Source organism: Halomonas sp., from assembly GCF_034520545.1.
Lineage (GTDB): Bacteria > Pseudomonadota > Gammaproteobacteria > Pseudomonadales > Halomonadaceae > Halomonas.
Genome location: NZ_JAXHNN010000010.1, coordinates 56,960 through 73,603, shown reverse-complemented (window position 1 = coordinate 73,603; position 16,644 = coordinate 56,960). Strand labels below are relative to the sequence as shown.

The following is a 16,644-nucleotide window of genomic DNA, read 5'->3' as shown; positions in this document are numbered from 1 at the left end:
CCACCACCCCAACAGGAGACGCCATGAGGATGACATCCTGGATCGCCGCCCTGACCGCGATCCTTTGGCTGACCGGCTGCGCCAGCTCCAGCCCTCCCGCCGACCGCTACACACTGCCGGCAGGAGACCTGGCGAGCGGCACCGCAGGTATCGATGCCGAGCATCTGCTGCTGATTCGCCCACCCCAGCTAGCGCGCTTCTTGGACGTGGAGGGCATCGTCTATCAGCTCGACGACATCACTCTGATCGAGGCCCGCGAACACCGCTGGGCAGACCCCTTGGGTGACCAGCTCGGGCGTGGCCTGCGGGACCGACTGGCCGCGCGTCTGGCGGATACCCGGGTGGACCTCGCCGGAAGCGACCGACGCGATCCCGCGGCCTATCGGCTACATGTGGAGATCGACCGTTTCCAGGGTCGCGCCGACGGACTGGCCCTAGCCGCCGGTCGCTGGCAGCTGCGTGATGGTGATGGCGAGCTATTGGCACTGGAAGACTTCTCCGTGGCGCACGAACTCGAGGCCGATGGCTATCCTGCCCTGATACGCGCTCTGGGCCGGAGTTGGGACCGAGTGGCCAGCGAGATCGCCGCGGAAATCAAACGGCTGCGTTGAGCCGCGCACTATGGCATAATACCGCACGCGGCGATCGCTGGTCCCTCCTGCCGCGCCAGAATCCTTTTACACGCCTTGGCCAGGGACTGACCACGTCGTACCTCGACGCGGCGCGACCGAGGCGTCTCTGCGGAGACCGCATGACCTTTTCCGATCTCGGCCTGCGTGCCGAACTGCTGCGTGCCGTCGAGGCACAGGGCTACACCACTCCAACCCCGATCCAGCTCAAGGCGATTCCCGCCGTGCTCAAGGGCGGCGACCTGTTGGCCAGCGCCCAGACCGGTACCGGCAAGACTGCCGGCTTCACTCTGCCAATGCTGCAGCGACTGGCCGACGGCCCGCGCCCGGCCAAGCGCCAGATTCGTGCCCTGGTGCTGACGCCGACCCGCGAGCTCGCCGCCCAGGTCGGCGAAAGCGTGGCCGACTATGGCCGCCATCTGACCCTGCGCTCCCACGTGATCTTCGGCGGCGTCGGCCAGCAGCCTCAGGTGGACGCCATCCGCGCCGGCCTGGACGTACTGATCGCCACCCCCGGCCGCCTGCTGGATCTTCACCAGCAGAAACACGTGGATCTTTCGAAGGTCGAGATCCTGGTGCTCGACGAAGCCGATCGCATGCTCGACATGGGCTTCATCCATGACATCAAGAAGATCCTGCGCGTGCTACCCGAGAAGCGCCAGAATCTGCTGTTCTCCGCCACCTTCTCCAACGAGATCCAGGCACTCGCCGGCAAGCTGCTCGACAAGCCGGAGATGATCGAAGTCGCCCGCCGCAATACCACCGCCGAACTCGTCGACCAGGCGATCTACCGCGTCGACCGCGAGAAGAAGCGCGACCTGCTGGCCCACCTGATTACCCAGCACGACTGGCAGCAGGTGCTGGTCTTCACCCGCACCAAGCACGGCGCCAACCGCCTGGCCGAACAGTTGTCCAAGCAGGACATTCCCTCCATGGCGATCCATGGCAACAAGAGCCAGTCGGCCCGCACCAAGGCGCTGGCCGCCTTCAAGGATGGCAACCTGCAGGTCCTGGTGGCCACCGATATCGCCGCCAGGGGCCTGGACATCGAGGAGCTGCCCCATGTGGTCAACTTCGAGCTGCCCAACGTTGCCGAGGACTATGTCCACCGCATCGGCCGCACCGGCCGGGCCGGCAGCGAGGGCAAGGCGGTCTCTCTGGTGTGCGTCGACGAGCACGGCCTGCTCAAGGGCATCGAGCGGCTGATCAAGCGCGACCTGGAGAAGCGCATCGAGCCGGGCTTCGAACCCGACCCCAATGCCAAGCCCGAGCCCATCGAGAACGGCCGTGGCAAACGCTCGGGCGGTGGACGCAGCGGCGGCCAGGGCAAGCGAGGTCAGGGTCAGGCCGCGGGCCAACGCAACGGTGGCGACGAAGCGCGTGCACCGCGTCGTCGGCGCGACGGCCGCTCCGGCTCACGTCAGGCCTGATACGCGCGATTGGCGGGCTGCATCGCACTATGTGAATGTCGCCCGTTGATTCCCGCACCCCTTCCACCATCCAAGGCAGGACACTTCCATGGATGACAAGAATCTTGTCACCTCTTACCGACGCTGGCTGACCTTCCAGCAGCAGGCCCGGCTGGACCGTGAACATCACGGCGCTCGCCAGCGGCTCGAGGAATCGAAGGTATCGTCAACACGCATGACCGAGGCCTACCGCAGCATGGCCGCCAAGGCCGCCAGCGAGGGAGCCAGCTATCGCACCCTTTTCCTGCGCGACCACGATGACACGGCGCTGGCCTGCGAGGGCTGGCTGTTCGTGCGCCGGGTGCTCGCGAAGGGCGGTTCGACACGCGTGCGTGCTACCCTGCTGACCACCTTTACCCTCGAGGAAGGCCGCATTGAGCCCGGCAGCCAACCGGCGGAGAAAGTCACCCTGGAGATCTTCGACCAGTTGAACATCGACCGCGGCATGAGCAGCGTGGTGCGCGTCGATCGTATCGACGGCAACCATGACACCCGCTTCATCACCCTGCTCGACACGGTACGAGGCGACCTGCGTCGCCATATGCAGTAAGCACGCCATCATGTTCAAGAAGCTGTTCGGCAAGTCTCCCGTGAAGGTCTGGGTCATCAAGCAGATCGATGATGGCCTGCTGCACCTCTGCGGCCAGGGCACGCTCGAGAGCCGGGACAAGCGCAAGGACGTGCTCGCGGCCTTGGCGAAGGGTCAGTTCCAGGGCGGCGTACGCCTGGCCGGCGGCGGCCTGGTGCTGAACGCAAGGCTGTTCGCCACCCTGGTGCCGCTGGATGACCTGACGCTGACCGATGACGGCCAGGCTCATTGGCAGGGCCGTCTCTGGCGCGTCTCTCAGGTGCCCCAGCGCTGCTGGAGCTTCGAGGGCAAACTGGTCGCCCAGCAGGCAGGCAATATCCACGGGCCGGGCCTGGTCAGCACCGAGGATGTCTCCGGCATTCGCGGGCACGTCAACCGCGACATCCCGAAGCCGCCTGGCGAGGTCACCTTTTACGCGGACGACGAACTCGAGCCCCCCTCGATCAGCAAGCAGCGGGACGAGCGTCGCTTCATCCGCCCGACGCCCCGACGCGAGCGGCGCGATGATGATGAACGTCACTGAGGCGTCTCGGCCCGCCGCCCGCCAATTGGCACTGTTCATCGGTCTGATGGTGCTGGTAGGGCTCAATCTGCGCCCTGCCCTCTCCAGCCTGGCCCCGGTACTCACTCGCATCCAGCAGGATACCGGGCTTTCACCGCTGGCCATCGGCGGTCTGACTACCCTGCCGGTGCTATGCCTGGGGATCTTTGCCCCCTTGGCGCCCTGGCTGGCCAAGCGCTTCGGCCCCGAGAATACCCTGGCTGCCGCCCTGTTGCTGTTAGCGGCAGGCCTGCTGCTGCGTGGCGTGCCAGCCGTGATCACGCTGTTTGCCGGCACCCTGATGGTCGGCGCCGCCATCGGCGTGGCCGGCACCCTGCTGCCGGCGCTGGTCAAGCGCGAGCTGCCTGCGGGGGCCGACCTGATGACCGGCGTCTATACCATGGCACTCTGCCTCGGCGGCGCCCTGGGCGCGGGCCTGAGCATTCCCTTGGCCGATGCCCTGGGTGGCGGCTGGCCGGCCGGGCTGGCCAGCTGGGCCCTGCTGGCACTTATAGCCCTGGTGGCCTGGCAGTTACTGATGCCCCGCCATGATGCCGCCACTAGCCTGCCGGGAGGTGGCGGATCCACTCGGGAGCTTCTGAGCCAGCCACTGGCCTGGCAGGTGATGCTGTTCATGGGCAGCCAGTCGTCACTGGCCTACATCGTCTTCGGCTGGCTGCCTACCCTGCTGGTGGCACGTGGCTTCAGCGAGGCAGAGGCCGGCTGGATGATGGGCGCCTCGGTGATGGTGCAGCTTATCTCGGCCCTGACGGCGCCTTGGCTGGCACGGCTGGGTCGCGACCAGCGGCCTGCCCTGCTTATCGTGCTGGGCCTGGTTGCCGCCGGGTTCTGGCTGCTGCTGCAGGCACCGGCGGTATGGCGCTGGCCCGGCGTCGTGCTGCTGGGCCTTGGTCAAGGCGGCGGCTTCAGCCTCGCCCTCACCCTGATCGTGCTGCGAACCGCCACCTCACGCCTCGCGGGCAAGCTCTCGGGGCTGGTTCAGGGAGGTGGTTACACCCTGGCCGCAATGGGACCACTGGCAATCGGTGTGATGCTGCAGTTCGAGGTAGGGCTGACCACCCTGACCCTGGTGCTGCTGGGTATCATCGCCGTCAGCATGAGCTTCGCCCTGTTCGCCGGCCGCAACCGGCGTCTGGAAATCGATGACACGGGACGCCTGGTCACCCGTTAGCGAGTCACCGTCTTACGGCCACCAACGAACCCGGTCAATCTTGCCGCCTCTTGGCAAGCCAGTATCATGGCGCCATCCCGTTTCCGATCCTTCACCGACTGGAGCCCCAATGCCCGTCCCAGTTTTCGCAGAACGTTCCGTGCTGGTGATCTACACCGGCGGAACCCTGGGTATGGTCGACTCTCCACGCGGCCTGATCCCGGGCGGTGACATCGAGACTCGACTGCGACACGCCATGGCCGACCTGCCTCCAGCACGCCGGGCGAGTCTACCGGCCTTCGAGGTGCTCGAGACCGATCGCCCCATTGATTCCAGTAGTGCCACACCCCGGGACTGGCAGCGACTCGCCGCCCTGGTGGCGCACCATCATCGGCAGCATGCCGGTATCGTCATCCTCCATGGCACCGACACCCTGGCCTGGACGGCATCCAGCCTGGCCTTTCAGCTGCTGGGGCTGGACCGTCCGGTGATCCTTACCGGCGCCATGCGCCCACTGGAAGCAGAAGGCAGCGATGCCGCAGCCAATGTCGAGGATGCCCTGCGCTTCGCGGTCACCCCGCGCCTGCAGGAAGTGGCGATCTGCTTCGCCGGTCGTCTGCTGCGAGGGTGCCGTTCCCGCAAGTGGCAGACCCAGGCGGCCGACGCCTTCACCAGCCCCAACCAAGCACTGCTCGGGGAGCGGGTCGATAACGAGGTGGTCCTTTACCCGGGACGGGGGCTGGCGGATCACCAGCGGGGAGCCCCGCGCTTCGAGCTCCCCGACTATTCGGCAATGCCGCCCGGAAGTGTCGTTCGCCTAGCACTCTGGCCGGGCATCCAGGCCTGGCAACTCGAGACCTGGTTGCGGGATGACCGGGTCAATGGCGCCGTGCTGGAGGTGTGGGGAGGCGGTAACCTGCCGGATGACCCGGCGCTGGTCGGGGCGCTCGCCCGAGCCAGCGGCGAGGGCAAGCTGCTCGCGGCTCTCAGCCAGTGCCCCTTCGGCCCGGCGGCCTTCGGCAACTATGCTGCGGGGCAGGGGCTGACCGATGCAGGCGTCCTCTCGGCCGATGACATGACGCCGGAGGCCACCTTCACCAAGCTGGTACACCTGCTGGCCCTGTCGATCTCTGAAAGCGAGCGGCGGGGGCGGTTTCTCACGCCACTCGTCGGTGAGCGTTGAGGCGTTGCCTGCAGCGTTGACGTGTCTCGAGCATATCGTCTCGGAAGTCGCTATGGTGGGGAGTATCTCGATAGGACAGCAGGAGCCACGTCATGGAACACCCCGACCACCCCTTCACCGAACTCTTCGAGCAGCTCGGCCTTGCCTCGGACCCCGAAGCGATCAAGCGCTTCATCGATCGCCATGCCCCCATTCCCGAGGACATCGCCCTGCCCGATGCACCCTGCTGGAACGAGGGCCAGTCGGAGTTCCTGCGCGAGGCCCTCGAGGAAGACGCCGACTGGGCCGAAGTCGTCGACCACCTCAACACCTCGCTGCGCAAGGGCTGACTCGTCGGCGGTGTGCGTCATGCGGTCCAAGTCGGCAGACCGCTGCGGCCTGTCGTAGCGTTTGCGCGTCGGGAGCCATAAAAAGCCGCAGGCCAAGGCCACCATGCTTTCGTAGTTTCGCTTCAGTTTATCGTATCGCGTCGCTATGGCGCGATACGGCTTCAATCGAGCAAAGGCATTCTCGACGAGATGCCGATAGCGATATAACCCTCTGTCCAGACTGGCATTTCCCTTTTTCGAGTTACGCCTGCGTGGAATCACGGCCTCCATGCCTTTCGCCTCAATTTGCTCACGGATACGCTCGCTGTCATAGCCCTTGTCAGCCACCAGCGCACCCCCCGTCGGCAAGTCATTAATCAATGCCTGGGCTTCTGTGCTGTCGTGTACCTCTCCGCCCGTTATCCTGAAGGAATTGGGAAGCCCGTAAGCGTCAACGGCCAGATGAATTTTGCTGGTGTTGCCTGCACGACTTTTGCCAATGGCTTCTGACTCCTCTGTGGCAGCCCCTGTACTGTCCTGGTGTGCTTTAACGTAAGAGCCATCAATGAACAGCCACTCGACATCAGGATCTTCCACCAGCGTGCTGAAAACCGCTCATCAGTTTTCCAGCCGCTGACCAGGCGTTGAAGCGCTTGTAGACCGTATTCCAAAACCCAAACGCCTCGGGCAGGTCCCTCCACTGGCAGCCGGTGCGCATCCGGTAAAGAATGCCTTCCACAGTGTTTCGCAGACCGGCCTTGTCATAGATACCTTGTTGAAGCAGGATAGGTTTTAGCTTCGACCAGTGTTCATCCGTGAGCATTTGTCGGGGCATGGCAGGCTCGCAGTTTGTTGGTGTCGGAACCTCTATTCTGCGAGCTTGCCCCTATCCTGCCAAATCTTCTTCGCCCAAACGTCAACAGGCCCTCGTAGCTCGGAGATGGTAAACGCTTCGCCACGTAGCGCGGTCTCATAACCGCGCTTCGACTCTTTCCAGAATCTGCCGGCTGACCTTGCTGACCAGGGGTTTGGCGGCTCGGTTTACCGCCTTCTCCAGCAGCCTGTTGCGGATGACATAGGTCAGCGTCAAGGCCACCTCGGTGCCCTCCGGGACGCTCCTGAGGCGATAGCAGCCCTGGTTATGAACACCGCTCAGCGATTCCCAGGCCAGCACTTCCGGGGCTCGTGCCTCGGTGATCTCCACATCGAAGGTCCAGTCCATGCCGACCGCGTGGACATGCCAGCGATAACGGTCACTTCCCAATGGCTCGATGGCCTGGATCAGATCCGAGTAATCGGCAAAGTCCTCGACCCGCTCTAGCAGGGCGAAGACCCGCTCGGGGGATGCCTTGAGAATCGCGCTGTGTTCGATGGTGGCCATGCCGCTCCCTGTTCGATGATCAATCGGTATCCACAATGTCGCCGGCGCCCGCGGATGTCCAGCCGCTGTCCGGGTCAGAGATCACGCATCAGCAGTGCGAACTCGATCCGCTCCGGCGCGATGGCCTCGCCCGGCACCGGAATGCGCACCACATGGCCCGAGCCCGGGGCCGCGCCCACGGATTCGCCGCGCCGGTTCTCGATATGCTCGAGCACGAAGCGACGGTTGCCGCCTGGCAGCATCAATTCCATACCGTCGCCCACCTCGAAGCGGTTCTTGACGTCGATCTCGAGCACGCCTCGATCGGGATCATAGCCGGTGACCTCGCCAACGAACTGCTGGTGCACACCCACCGAGTTGCCCTGTTCGTAGTTCTGGTACTCGTCGTGGACGTGACGACGATAGAAGCCCTCCGTGTAGCCACGGTTGGCCAGATTGTCGAGCTCATCCATGAGGCGCATGTCGAAGGGCCGGCCGGCCACGGCATCGTCGATGGCCTGGCGGTAGACCTGCGCGGTGCGCGCCACATAGTAGTGGGACTTGGTGCGCCCCTCGATCTTCAGCGAAGTGACGCCCATCTCGGTGAGCCGAGGCACGTGCTGGACGGCGCGCAGGTCCTTGGAGTTCATGATGTAGGTCCCGTGCTCGTCCTCGAACACCGGCATCAGTTCGCCGGGGCGAGTGCGGTCTTCGATCAGCGCCGAGAGCTCGTCCTGGCCCTCCACGCCGCCCGCGGTGGCGGTGTCTTGTGAAGAGCTTGCCACCTCGGCACTGCCGCCTCCGGAAGCAATCAGCCCGCCCTGCTGATGCCCGCTACCTGGTGTCCAGATCCCGCTCCCCGCATGGGCACGTGCCGAATTAGCGGGGACGATGTCGCCGGTTTCGTCCTGGGCAGCGGCCACGGTGTTGTACTTCCAGCGGCAGGCGTTGGTGCAGGTGCCCTGATTGGGGTCGCGGTGATTGAAGTAGCCTGAGAGCAGGCAGCGCCCGGAGTAGGCGATGCACAGTGCGCCGTGAACGAAGGTCTCGATCTCCAGGTCCGGGCATTCGGCGCGAATCTCGGCGATCTCCGCCAGCGACAGCTCACGCGACAGGATGATGCGGCTGATACCCTGCTGCTGCCAGAACTTCGCCGCGGCCCAGTTGACCACGTTGGACTGCACCGAGAGATGGATGACCTGATCCGGCCAGCGCTCGCGGATCATCATGATAAGGCCCGGGTCGGACATGATCAGCGCATCCGGGCCCGCCTCGATCACCGGCTCCATGTCGCGAAGGTAGGTCTTCAACTTGCTGTTATGCGGCGCGATGTTCGAGGCCACATAGAACTGCTTGCCCCGCTCGTGGGCATAGGCGATGCCACGGTGCAGGTTATCGAGCTTGAAGTCGTTATTGCGCACGCGCAGCGAATAACGCGGCTGGCCGGCATAGACGGCATCCGCACCGTAGGCGAAGGCGTAGCGCATGCTCTTGAACGTCCCCGCCGGGGAGAGCAGTTCGGAGCTTGCATCTGAGGTCACCGTTGTCAGGACGATGGCGCGCGACGGCGCAGGGTGTAGAGGGGCAGGAGTATAGACAGCGCCGAGCCGCTGCTGCGCCGAGCTGTCAACGTTTTCGCGACAGGCGGCATCAAGTAGGCTTGCCCCCTTCGAACCTTCCGGCCAGGCCGCGCGAGGCCGCCGACGACGCTCCGACCCAAGGGCGAGGCTTCGTGAACGCCAGCCCGGGTGACCCGGGCCAGCGGCGACCAACCCCGGCGCCGTTGGTCAACAGCCGGCGCCATGGACCCACCGGCACCTGCTGCACTCGCGCCCTGCCGCGCGGGAACGAGGTCCACGCCCGCTCCTTCGACTGCGGCCAGTCGCCGCGCTCGCGAGCGCGAGGTAGCCACGCATCCGAAGGTCCTGATCGCTGCGGAAACGCAGGAGCCGGTTGCCGACATTCCCAAGGAACCGGCGCAAGCCCCGCGACACCAGGCCAGTGAGGGCGCTGACGCGGAGGAAATCGCCATGGCGGTGCCGATCTGGACAGACACAAGCAGCCGTTGATGCCGTGCAGCGGAGAAGCGGCGCGGCGGCTGCTCTGGAGCGCGGTCGCGCCGTGGTCACCGCGCTACCCGTTCGCTATCCGGCTCAAGGATCGGGTGGGTGGCGACACCCGAACCGGTGCGGCTGCGCTATCGACCCCCGCAGCAAGGCCGCGGTGCTGGCGCTGATGCGCGGAAAGGCGCTGACCAGCGACACGTACTGTGCCTGTTCGAGGCTGATGCATGGGGCTTGCAGGAGTTGCGCGCGAGGCGTCGGCACAGCGCGCCGGCCTTCCGGCGTCGCCGCCGTTCGACCCTGCGCTACCGAGCGCCGCGCTTCGAATGACCGCGGCCCGAAGGCTGGCTGGCGCCCGGCCTTCAGCACCGCGTCGATACCGTCATGGTCCTGGCCGCGAGCAGGACCGCGCTGACGGCGGCCTGACGCTTCTGCGACACCGACTTCATCGGCGATGGCGGGAGCGGGCCGTGCGCTTGGCGGCCGAGGCGCTGGCCGAGCATCTGACCGCGCTCTGGCCCGACCAGGACAGCCCGACGGGAAGACCGCCGCCCCTATGTGGATCTTCACCGGGGGCGAGGCCGCTGCTGCGGCTCGACGAAGGGGTGATCCGCCGAATGCACGCCTGCGAGCATCGGGGTCGCCGTGGAGACCGACGGCACCACTGCCCGCCCCAGACCGAGTCATCGACTGGCTCTGCGTCAGCCCGAGGGCGAGAATCGCCTCGCCGTCGCTCGGAGGCGACGAGCTGAAGCTGGCCCATCCGCAAGCCGACGCGCCGCCCGAGCGCATCGCGCAGCTGGCGTTCGACCATTTCTTCCTGCAGCCGATGGCCACCGGGCAGGCCCGGCCACCCGGCTGAGCGCCGTTCGCCGAACGCCTCGGCCGGAGACCATGCGACTAGCTGCCTGGCCCGGCCCCGGTGGCGGCTGTCGCTGCCGACCCACCGGCTCGTACGGGGATCGACAGACGCCAGCTCGGCGTCAACCGCCTGCGCCCACCTCGACGTCTCGCTCTCGTGCCCACCCGCGGGGCGCTGGTCCGTGCCAGCTCGCAGGACGACGTGGACCTCGACGGCGAGCTCGGCGAGGACGGCATGCGTTCGGCGAGGTGCAGCCCAGGATCGAGTCGCGGCTCGATGGCGGCCTGGACCGCGCCCTGCTGGTGCCCATCCAGCACCGGGGCGACGCTCCACGACTGCGCGGAGGAAGGGCTTCTGCGTGCAGCAGCGGCCCTATCCGCTGGAGGTGCGTGCCCCGCGCCAGGCACTGAGCCTGCTCCTGGCGCGAGGATCGCCCAGAACAACTGGCCGACCACCTGGCCGCCCGAGCTGGTGCGCCGGCGCGGCCGCCGCGGCGTCACCGCCATCCGCCTCCGGCTGCGCGAGGCGGCCATCGATGGCCGCCTGCACCTACAGCCATGGCCTGAAGCAGCATGTCGGCAGACTGTCGGCGCATCGCCCATGGTCATCGTTCGCGCCTGGATGGTCTGCCGGCTGGCGACAACGCCGGTGCGCACCTCGGCAGCTTGGCGCTGCGCACGACCGGCTGGCTTCGACCGCTACCAGGCCGGACGAGGCGGACGCCGTCGCCGGCGACACGCCGCTCGCGACCTGCTGGCCTGCCGCTGATCCAGCGCCGAGCAGGGCCGCTCCTGCCTCCGGCACCCGCGCAGCCGCTGCGCATGCTGCCCCACACCAACCACGGAGGAGCGCATTGCGCCACCTGGCGGTGGCCGGGATCCAGTCGCCCGGCGGAAGCGGCCAGCGCCATCGCGGGTCCAGGCTCGGAAGTACCGGCATCCGCAAGGGCTGCCATCACCGACGACTGCCGCCCCGGATGCGGTGCCTGCTGCATCGCGCCGTCGATCAGCTCGCCGATCCCCGGCATGCCCGACGGCAAGCCGGCAGGCGTTCGCTGCGCGCAGCTCGATGAGGCCAACCTCTGCCGGCTATTCGGAGACCCGCGACGCCCCACGGTGTGCGCGCGCTTCGACTACGACCCGGAGCTTTGCGGCAAGGATCGCGACGAGGCGCTCAGGCGCATCGAGGCCCTGGAACTGGCCACCTGACGTCCTCGCCTCGAAACGAGAACGGCACCCTTGAGGGTGCCGTTCTCGTCTGCGAGCCGCGTAGTCACACCTCAGGAAGAGAGATCCGCGGCGTGGGGCAGGCGCCGGTCGAGCAGAGTGCGCCAGCGCATCAGGGCCGGCGCATCGCTGTGGCTCACCTCGCCCAGCAAGGCGCGGAACGCGGACCGACGCGTCTCGTCGCCAGGATCGATCAGCGTCAGCCAGAGCTCCAGAGCAGCAAGCTGCTGATGGAGATTGCCATCCTCCCGCGACTGAATGAGGGCCTGCTCCACCAGGGCTCTGACTTCCTCGTGGGAGTGCCCCAGGCAGTGCCGAACGCGCGCCAGATGCACGGCAAGTTCTGGCACGAACAGGGTGGTACGCTCGCGGGCGATCATCAGACACTGGTCGAGATAATCCTCTGCTCGAGAGAGCTCCCCCAGGGCCACACAGGCATCCACGTACCAGAGGGCCGGCCGCTGATGAGGATCTCGACCGGTGACCTCGGCCAGTTCTTCCTGGGCCGACTCGATCTGGGCCAATCCATCGCGGTCGCCGGCCAGGGCCCGCTGCCAACCCAGCACGCTGCGTGAAGCCACCTGCCAGAGGTGCAGATCGGGAGTACCGGTCAACTCGAAGGCCCGCTCGGCCCGTGTAGTGGCCAGATGCACATGCCCCAGCTGCCGATAGAGGGCCGAGGCATACATCAGCGCCATGGCCAGGCTGCCGGGATGGCCAATGCGCTCTGCCAAGCGAATGGCCGACTCCACCTGACGCTCGGCTCGCTGGTAGTCGCCGCGCAGGCAGAGGGCCCAACCCTGGAAGCAGGCAGCCGCCACCTGGGGATGGTCGGAGAACGGCAGCCACTCGATCATCATCGGGGCATTGAGCGGATCGATCTCCTCCAGGTGATCATAGGCCTGGGAGATCCGACCCGCCCAGTACTCGCAGCTGGCCCGGGCGAAGTCAGCCAGACGCCGGTAGCGAGGATCCTCGAGGCAGTCGGCGAGACTGGCCAGGCGCGAGGCCAGCGAGAACGCATCGGCATGGGCGTGACGCTGGCTGCAGCCCACCCAAAGCCCCCACTGGACCAGGAAAGCCTGCTCCAGATCCCCGCCGTCCTCCAGCCCTGGCTCTTCCTGGGCGAGGAGTTCCCGGGCGCGCACGAAGCTCTCGTGGGCGGTGGGCGAGCCATGCCCCTCCAGGGCAAAGGCGGCCTGCCCACGCACGGTCAATAGGCTGATCTCGCGCTCGGCCTGGCCCTCTACATGGCGCAGGCTGGCCAGCCCGAAGTCGGCCATCTTCAGCGCCGTGCGGTTGGCACTGACCTTGAGGGCCTCCCGGGCGGCCAGCTCGAAGTAGCGGGCACCGCGGGCATAGTGCCCGCTGCGCCGCAGATGAGTGGCGAAGTCACCGGGGTGGCGGCTGATCCACATCGGGAAGTGCTCCTCGATCAGGCTGACCACCTGACGATGGATGCTCACCCGCACGTCCCGGGGGCAGGAGAGATAGGCAGCTTCCTGCAATAGCTGGTGAGTAAACTGGTATTCACGCTCTCCCTCCTCGCCCTCGGTCGGCTCGATGATCTCCAGTCGACGCATCTGCTCCAGCGCCGATCCCAGACGATTCATCTCCCAGCCGCTGCATTCTGCCAGGAAGTCGAGACGGAAGCGGCGACCAAGCACCGCCGCCAGATGGGCCACTTCGCGATCGCCGTCGAGCTGGTCGATGCGGCTGGCCAACAGACCCAGCAGGCCACGCGGCAGCTCGTCGAGCTGCACGCTGCGCCCTTCACGCCGGTCCATGTCCACTCGGCGACAGATCTCCTGTAGGTAAAGAGGAACGCCATCGCAGCGCTCGATGATCTGACCGCGCAGCCGCGGGCTGAGGTGGATACGGTAACGACGCGCCAGCTGGGAGAGGAGGCGCGAGGACTGCATGGCATCCAGCCGACCCAGGGATATCTGCTGATCCCAGTGAAGCTTGGCCGGCAGCGCCTCGCGACCGTGGTGGCTGGCCACCAAAAGGAAGGGGCTGTTGATCGGCAGCCGCGCCTGAAGGCCCGCCAGCACCTTAAACGAGGGTTCGTCGAGCCACTGCAGGTCGTCGATCATCAGCACCAGGGTGCGCTCGCTAGAGAGTTCGCGGATCAGGCGATGAACCAGACCCACGACCAGCTCGACGGCCTCTCCACTCTGCGTCAGCACCGCCATCTCGCGGGGCTCGCGCACACCCAGCGCCTCCTCCAGCAGCAGGCGGTGGTCGGAACCGGGGGCCAGAGCGTCATCGTCGGCCAGCAGCTGCGAGAGTGTCTCGACATCGATGCGCCCTCCCAGATGCCAGCGCAGCAGCTGGCGCGCCACCCCATAGGGCTCCTGGACGGAGAGCCGCGTGGTGGGCTGCCAGCAGATCGCCGCCTCGCGGCTCTGCTCGAGTTGGCGGAAACCCACCAGCAGCGCCGACTTGCCGAGCCCCGAGGGGCCCCGCACCAGCACGCTCTGGCGCAGGCCGATGCCGGCCCGGGCCAGGGCATCGCGCAGGGTGCGCAGAGAGCCTTCGCGACCCACCAGGCTGGGCGGTGGCGCCTCGCGCCCCCCCTCGTTGGTGCCGAGCACGAGCGCGCGCAGGCGCACCCGGCCGTCGCTGGCCACCAGTCGCGTGGAGAGCCGTGGCTGGAGGTCCAGCGCCGGCGGCATGTGCTGGCTGGCATCCTGGGAGATGACCAGCTCGCTGCCCTCGGCGGCGCTCATCAGGTCGAGGGAGCCCTGGGTCACTTGGCCGAGCGGGTCGACCAGGTGGCGCTCGGGGAGATAGACCACCCTGCCGCTGTCGAGGCCGGCGGCCAGCTCGATGCGTGGCGGTTCGCCCTCGCCGCTCCAGTGACGCTGGGACTCATCGGGCAGCACGCGACGACAGTGCTCGTAGAGCGCCACCAGTTCAGCCAGCTGATGTGCTGGGCCATGGGTACCGAAGCAGGCCAGGCCCAGGCCGCCGGTCGCCCCGGGAAGCCAGAAGCCCCCGAGGTGGTGGCACTGCTGCTCGAGCCAGCGCATCAGTTCGACCTGCAATGCCAGGCAGGCACGAGCATCGGCGCGGGCCGACAGATCGGCCTTGAGACGCAGGCGGATGGCCATCACCGAAAGCTGGCGCTGCTCGATCTCGTCCTCGCGCAGGGGGGCGCTGTCCATGGCCAGGGTGCGCGAGAAGGCACCGCTGGGGCCGAGGTGCGCGCCCTCGGCCTGGGTATCGGACCAGTAGCGGGCCAGTTGCAGGAAGGAGGGCTCGGGCTGTTGGCCGGAGAGTGCCAGCAGCTGCAGGTAGGCGTTGTACTGCTCGTGGGCGGCGGCCAGTTGCCCCTGTTCGGCCAGCTGGCGCACTAGACGCTCATGGAAAGGCCCGTAGCCGGAGAAACGGCTGACCAGTGACTCCAGCACTCCCCCGGGCAGCGGCTCCTCACGCTCTAGCACACTCTCGGCGAAGCGGATCACCCGCTGACGCCACTCATTACGGACCTGAACCAGCCAGCGCTGGTACTCGGCACAGCTGGCAAGATGCAGCTCCTCGGCGAGATCGCCTCGGTAGCAGGCCAGCACTGCCTCGAGCGTGGCCACGTCGGCGGGGCTCTCGAGCAGGCCCTGTAGACGATGCATATCGAAGTGCCAACGCTCCGGTAACCGGAAGGCAATGGTCTGGCGGGACACCGCCAGCACCCGTTCGGCTTCATCACCCAGGGACTGACGCAGGCAGTGCAGGGCATGGCGCAGGTTGGTACGCCCCGACGACAGACCCTGATCGGGCCACAGCAACTCGGCCAAGGTAGCGCGGCTGACGGGCTGGTCGTGGAGCAGCAAGTAGACCAGCAGCGCCTTGACCTTGTCGTAACTGAACTGGGTCAGGACATCATCGCCCAGACTCAATGAAAAGTGGCCGAAGAGTGCCAGGTGGTCCCGGTCGTTGTCGTGTACGTCGTCGGCAGCATCCCGCATGGTGATCATTCCTGCGTGGCGGAAGTGATGGCCTCAGGCCGGCACGCCGCTGTGAAAACGAAAGACCGTATCCGGCATGGTGACCAGTTCGGCCTCGCGATCGGAAAAGAAGGCGATACGCGCATCGATGGGGGCCGGAGCCAGGCGGCGCGCCAGCATCAGGTAATCCTCGAAATGGCGACCTTCCGACTTAACCAGACTGCGATAGAACTTGGCAAGCTCATCATCCAGATGCGGAATCAGGCGAGCAAAGCGCTCGCAGCTGCGCGCCTCGATCAGCGCCCCGATGATCAGGATATCCACCAGACGCTCCGGTTCCTGACCCCGCACGTGGCAACGCAACCCCTCGGCGTAGCGCGAGGCGCTGATGTGGCGATAGACGATGCCCCGCGCCTCCATCAGCTTGATCACCTGCTCGAAATGCAGCAGCTCCTCCCGCGCCAGCTGCGACATCTTGGTCAGCAGCAGAGGCTGGTCCACATAGCGATAAAGCAGGCTCATGGCGGTGGAGGCTGCCTTCTTCTCGCACTGGGCATGGTCGATCAGCAACAGCTCGGGGTTGGCCAGCGCCCAATCCACCCAGGCATCGGGCGTGGCACAGGGCAGGAACGCGAGTAGCTCGGCAGGCAGCAGGTCCGGGCAATCGGTCGTCTCGAAGGTCGGCAGCATCAGGGTTCCCGTGTTGTCAGGTCAAGAGGGTCGGAGATCAGCGCTCGTCGCCGCTCGGCGGCGTCAAGCAGGTCGGCGGTGATGCGTTCATGGAGCGTGACAGCATCCTCGCCCTCGTGACCGGCCAGCCCGTAGCACGACAGGTCACGAATGCGGCCACGACCGACCCGCAGCAGCTCCACGGCTCGGGAGAGCAGCGGTTGTGCGTCCCGAAAGCGGATACGATGACGGCGCAACTGCGCCTCCAGGCTGGCGGGATCCACGACCTCCAGGAAGCGCCCGGCAACCTCGGACCGCAGCCGATCCAGCTCAAGCATGCGCCGCTGTCGCTGCTCGCACGACAGAGCTGGCCAGTCGCGGATCTCACTGTCGACACGCTGACAACCTCGGCAAACCGGGTCACCCAGGGTGGTCGAGCAGAGACCGACGCACGGTGAGATGATGCGCTCGCCCATGTCCCCTCCCGTTGACGTTAACGTGCGTTGACAGAGCGTCATGGTAACGCGGGGAAGGCCGGGGTGGCATCCCGAAGTTGCCGGCGACCAAAGTTCAAGGCCGTTATCACGGTCCAAACTTAACATTGTCGACAGTTTCCACTATGATCTC

Annotated in this window: 15 protein-coding genes and 1 pseudogene; 10 read left to right on the top strand and 6 right to left on the bottom strand. The window is 66.5% G+C overall.

The window, feature by feature from the left end; all coding sequences use genetic code 11:
- The first annotated feature begins 23 nt into the window (after positions 1 to 23).
- From U5L98_RS08875 to U5L98_RS08845, 7 genes are all read left to right on the top strand, one after another.
- On the top strand, positions 24 to 611 hold the full coding sequence (locus tag U5L98_RS08875; RefSeq protein ID WP_322557960.1) for a PqiC family protein: 588 nt from the start codon (positions 24 to 26) through the stop codon (positions 609 to 611).
- 140 nt (positions 612 to 751) lie between these two features.
- Positions 752 to 2,059: a DEAD/DEAH box helicase gene (locus tag U5L98_RS08870; protein WP_322557959.1), complete on the top strand. Its 1,308-nt coding sequence runs from the start codon at positions 752 to 754 to the stop codon at positions 2,057 to 2,059.
- Positions 2,060 to 2,147: 88 nt separating this feature from the next.
- Positions 2,148 to 2,648, top strand: coding sequence for a hypothetical protein (locus tag U5L98_RS08865; protein WP_322557958.1), 501 nt, complete (start codon positions 2,148 to 2,150; stop codon positions 2,646 to 2,648).
- A 10-nt stretch (positions 2,649 to 2,658) separates the two neighbouring features.
- Complete coding sequence (locus U5L98_RS08860; RefSeq protein ID WP_322557957.1) at positions 2,659 to 3,210, top strand: hypothetical protein; 552 nt, start codon at positions 2,659 to 2,661, stop codon at positions 3,208 to 3,210.
- The gene (locus U5L98_RS08855; protein WP_322558932.1) at positions 3,197 to 4,420 is read left to right on the top strand and encodes an MFS transporter; all 1,224 of its coding nucleotides are present in this window, start codon (positions 3,197 to 3,199) and stop codon (positions 4,418 to 4,420) included. The genes U5L98_RS08860 and U5L98_RS08855 overlap by 14 nt, the downstream gene beginning before the upstream one ends.
- 109 nt (positions 4,421 to 4,529) lie before the next feature.
- The gene (locus tag U5L98_RS08850) at positions 4,530 to 5,582 is read left to right on the top strand and encodes an asparaginase (protein WP_322557956.1); all 1,053 of its coding nucleotides are present in this window, start codon (positions 4,530 to 4,532) and stop codon (positions 5,580 to 5,582) included.
- Positions 5,583 to 5,674: 92 nt separating this feature from the next.
- A complete protein-coding gene (locus U5L98_RS08845) occupies positions 5,675 to 5,911 on the top strand; it encodes a DUF2789 domain-containing protein (protein ID WP_322558931.1) in 237 nt (78 codons plus the stop codon).
- A 69-nt stretch (positions 5,912 to 5,980) separates the two neighbouring features.
- Here the strand turns inward: U5L98_RS08845 and U5L98_RS08840 are convergent.
- The 3 genes and pseudogenes from U5L98_RS08840 to yegQ form a co-directional block, all read right to left on the bottom strand.
- Positions 5,981 to 6,725 (bottom strand): annotated as a pseudogene (locus U5L98_RS08840) (IS5 family transposase); the annotation flags it as partial.
- A gap of 135 nt (positions 6,726 to 6,860) precedes the next feature.
- Complete coding sequence (locus U5L98_RS08835; protein WP_322557955.1) at positions 6,861 to 7,271, bottom strand: SRPBCC family protein; 411 nt, start codon at positions 7,269 to 7,271, stop codon at positions 6,861 to 6,863.
- A 74-nt stretch (positions 7,272 to 7,345) separates the two neighbouring features.
- Positions 7,346 to 8,737, bottom strand: coding sequence for a tRNA 5-hydroxyuridine modification protein YegQ (yegQ, locus tag U5L98_RS08830; RefSeq protein WP_416208230.1), 1,392 nt, complete (start codon positions 8,735 to 8,737; stop codon positions 7,346 to 7,348).
- Positions 8,738 to 9,318: 581 nt separating this feature from the next.
- Between yegQ and U5L98_RS08825 the strand changes: the two genes are divergently transcribed.
- The 3 genes from U5L98_RS08825 to U5L98_RS08815 all read left to right on the top strand — a co-directional run bounded on the left by U5L98_RS08825 (position 9,319) and on the right by U5L98_RS08815 (position 11,383).
- Positions 9,319 to 9,486 carry a hypothetical protein gene (locus U5L98_RS08825; protein WP_322557953.1) on the top strand — a complete coding sequence of 56 codons (168 nt, stop codon included), beginning with the start codon at positions 9,319 to 9,321 and terminating at the stop codon, positions 9,484 to 9,486.
- A gap of 749 nt (positions 9,487 to 10,235) precedes the next feature.
- Positions 10,236 to 10,943 carry a hypothetical protein gene (locus U5L98_RS08820; protein WP_322557952.1) on the top strand — a complete coding sequence of 236 codons (708 nt, stop codon included), beginning with the start codon at positions 10,236 to 10,238 and terminating at the stop codon, positions 10,941 to 10,943.
- Positions 10,944 to 11,128: 185 nt separating this feature from the next.
- Positions 11,129 to 11,383, top strand: a complete 255-nt coding sequence (locus U5L98_RS08815) for a YkgJ family cysteine cluster protein (RefSeq protein WP_322558930.1) — start codon at positions 11,129 to 11,131, stop codon at positions 11,381 to 11,383.
- A 71-nt stretch (positions 11,384 to 11,454) separates the two neighbouring features.
- Here the strand turns inward: U5L98_RS08815 and U5L98_RS08810 are convergent, their stop codons facing one another.
- From U5L98_RS08810 to U5L98_RS08800, 3 genes are read right to left on the bottom strand one after another with little or no spacing between them, the layout of a single operon-like run.
- Positions 11,455 to 15,369, bottom strand: a complete 3,915-nt coding sequence (locus U5L98_RS08810; RefSeq protein ID WP_322557951.1) for an AAA family ATPase — start codon at positions 15,367 to 15,369, stop codon at positions 11,455 to 11,457.
- 33 nt (positions 15,370 to 15,402) lie between these two features.
- A complete protein-coding gene (locus tag U5L98_RS08805) occupies positions 15,403 to 16,038 on the bottom strand; it encodes a tRNA-(ms[2]io[6]A)-hydroxylase (RefSeq protein ID WP_322557950.1) in 636 nt (211 codons plus the stop codon).
- Positions 16,038 to 16,493, bottom strand: coding sequence for a DUF1289 domain-containing protein (locus U5L98_RS08800; protein ID WP_322557949.1), 456 nt, complete (start codon positions 16,491 to 16,493; stop codon positions 16,038 to 16,040). The genes U5L98_RS08805 and U5L98_RS08800 overlap by 1 nt, the downstream gene beginning before the upstream one ends.
- Positions 16,494 to 16,644 lie beyond the last annotated feature (151 nt).

Coding starts and splice junctions, on each gene's coding strand:
- U5L98_RS08875 (WP_322557960.1), top strand. CDS start 24: ATGAGGATGACATCCTGGATCGCCGCCCTGACCGCGATCCTTTGGCTG.
- U5L98_RS08870 (WP_322557959.1), top strand. CDS start 752: ATGACCTTTTCCGATCTCGGCCTGCGTGCCGAACTGCTGCGTGCCGTC.
- U5L98_RS08865 (WP_322557958.1), top strand. CDS start 2,148: ATGGATGACAAGAATCTTGTCACCTCTTACCGACGCTGGCTGACCTTC.
- U5L98_RS08860 (WP_322557957.1), top strand. CDS start 2,659: ATGTTCAAGAAGCTGTTCGGCAAGTCTCCCGTGAAGGTCTGGGTCATC.
- U5L98_RS08855 (WP_322558932.1), top strand. CDS start 3,197: ATGAACGTCACTGAGGCGTCTCGGCCCGCCGCCCGCCAATTGGCACTG.
- U5L98_RS08850 (WP_322557956.1), top strand. CDS start 4,530: ATGCCCGTCCCAGTTTTCGCAGAACGTTCCGTGCTGGTGATCTACACC.
- U5L98_RS08845 (WP_322558931.1), top strand. CDS start 5,675: ATGGAACACCCCGACCACCCCTTCACCGAACTCTTCGAGCAGCTCGGC.
- U5L98_RS08835 (WP_322557955.1), bottom strand. CDS start 7,271: ATGGCCACCATCGAACACAGCGCGATTCTCAAGGCATCCCCCGAGCGG.
- yegQ (WP_416208230.1), bottom strand. CDS start 8,737: ATGCGCTACGCCTTCGCCTACGGTGCGGATGCCGTCTATGCCGGCCAG.
- U5L98_RS08825 (WP_322557953.1), top strand. CDS start 9,319: ATGCCGTGCAGCGGAGAAGCGGCGCGGCGGCTGCTCTGGAGCGCGGTC.
- U5L98_RS08810 (WP_322557951.1), bottom strand. CDS start 15,369: ATGCGGGATGCTGCCGACGACGTACACGACAACGACCGGGACCACCTG.
- U5L98_RS08805 (WP_322557950.1), bottom strand. CDS start 16,038: ATGCTGCCGACCTTCGAGACGACCGATTGCCCGGACCTGCTGCCTGCC.
- U5L98_RS08800 (WP_322557949.1), bottom strand. CDS start 16,493: ATGGGCGAGCGCATCATCTCACCGTGCGTCGGTCTCTGCTCGACCACC.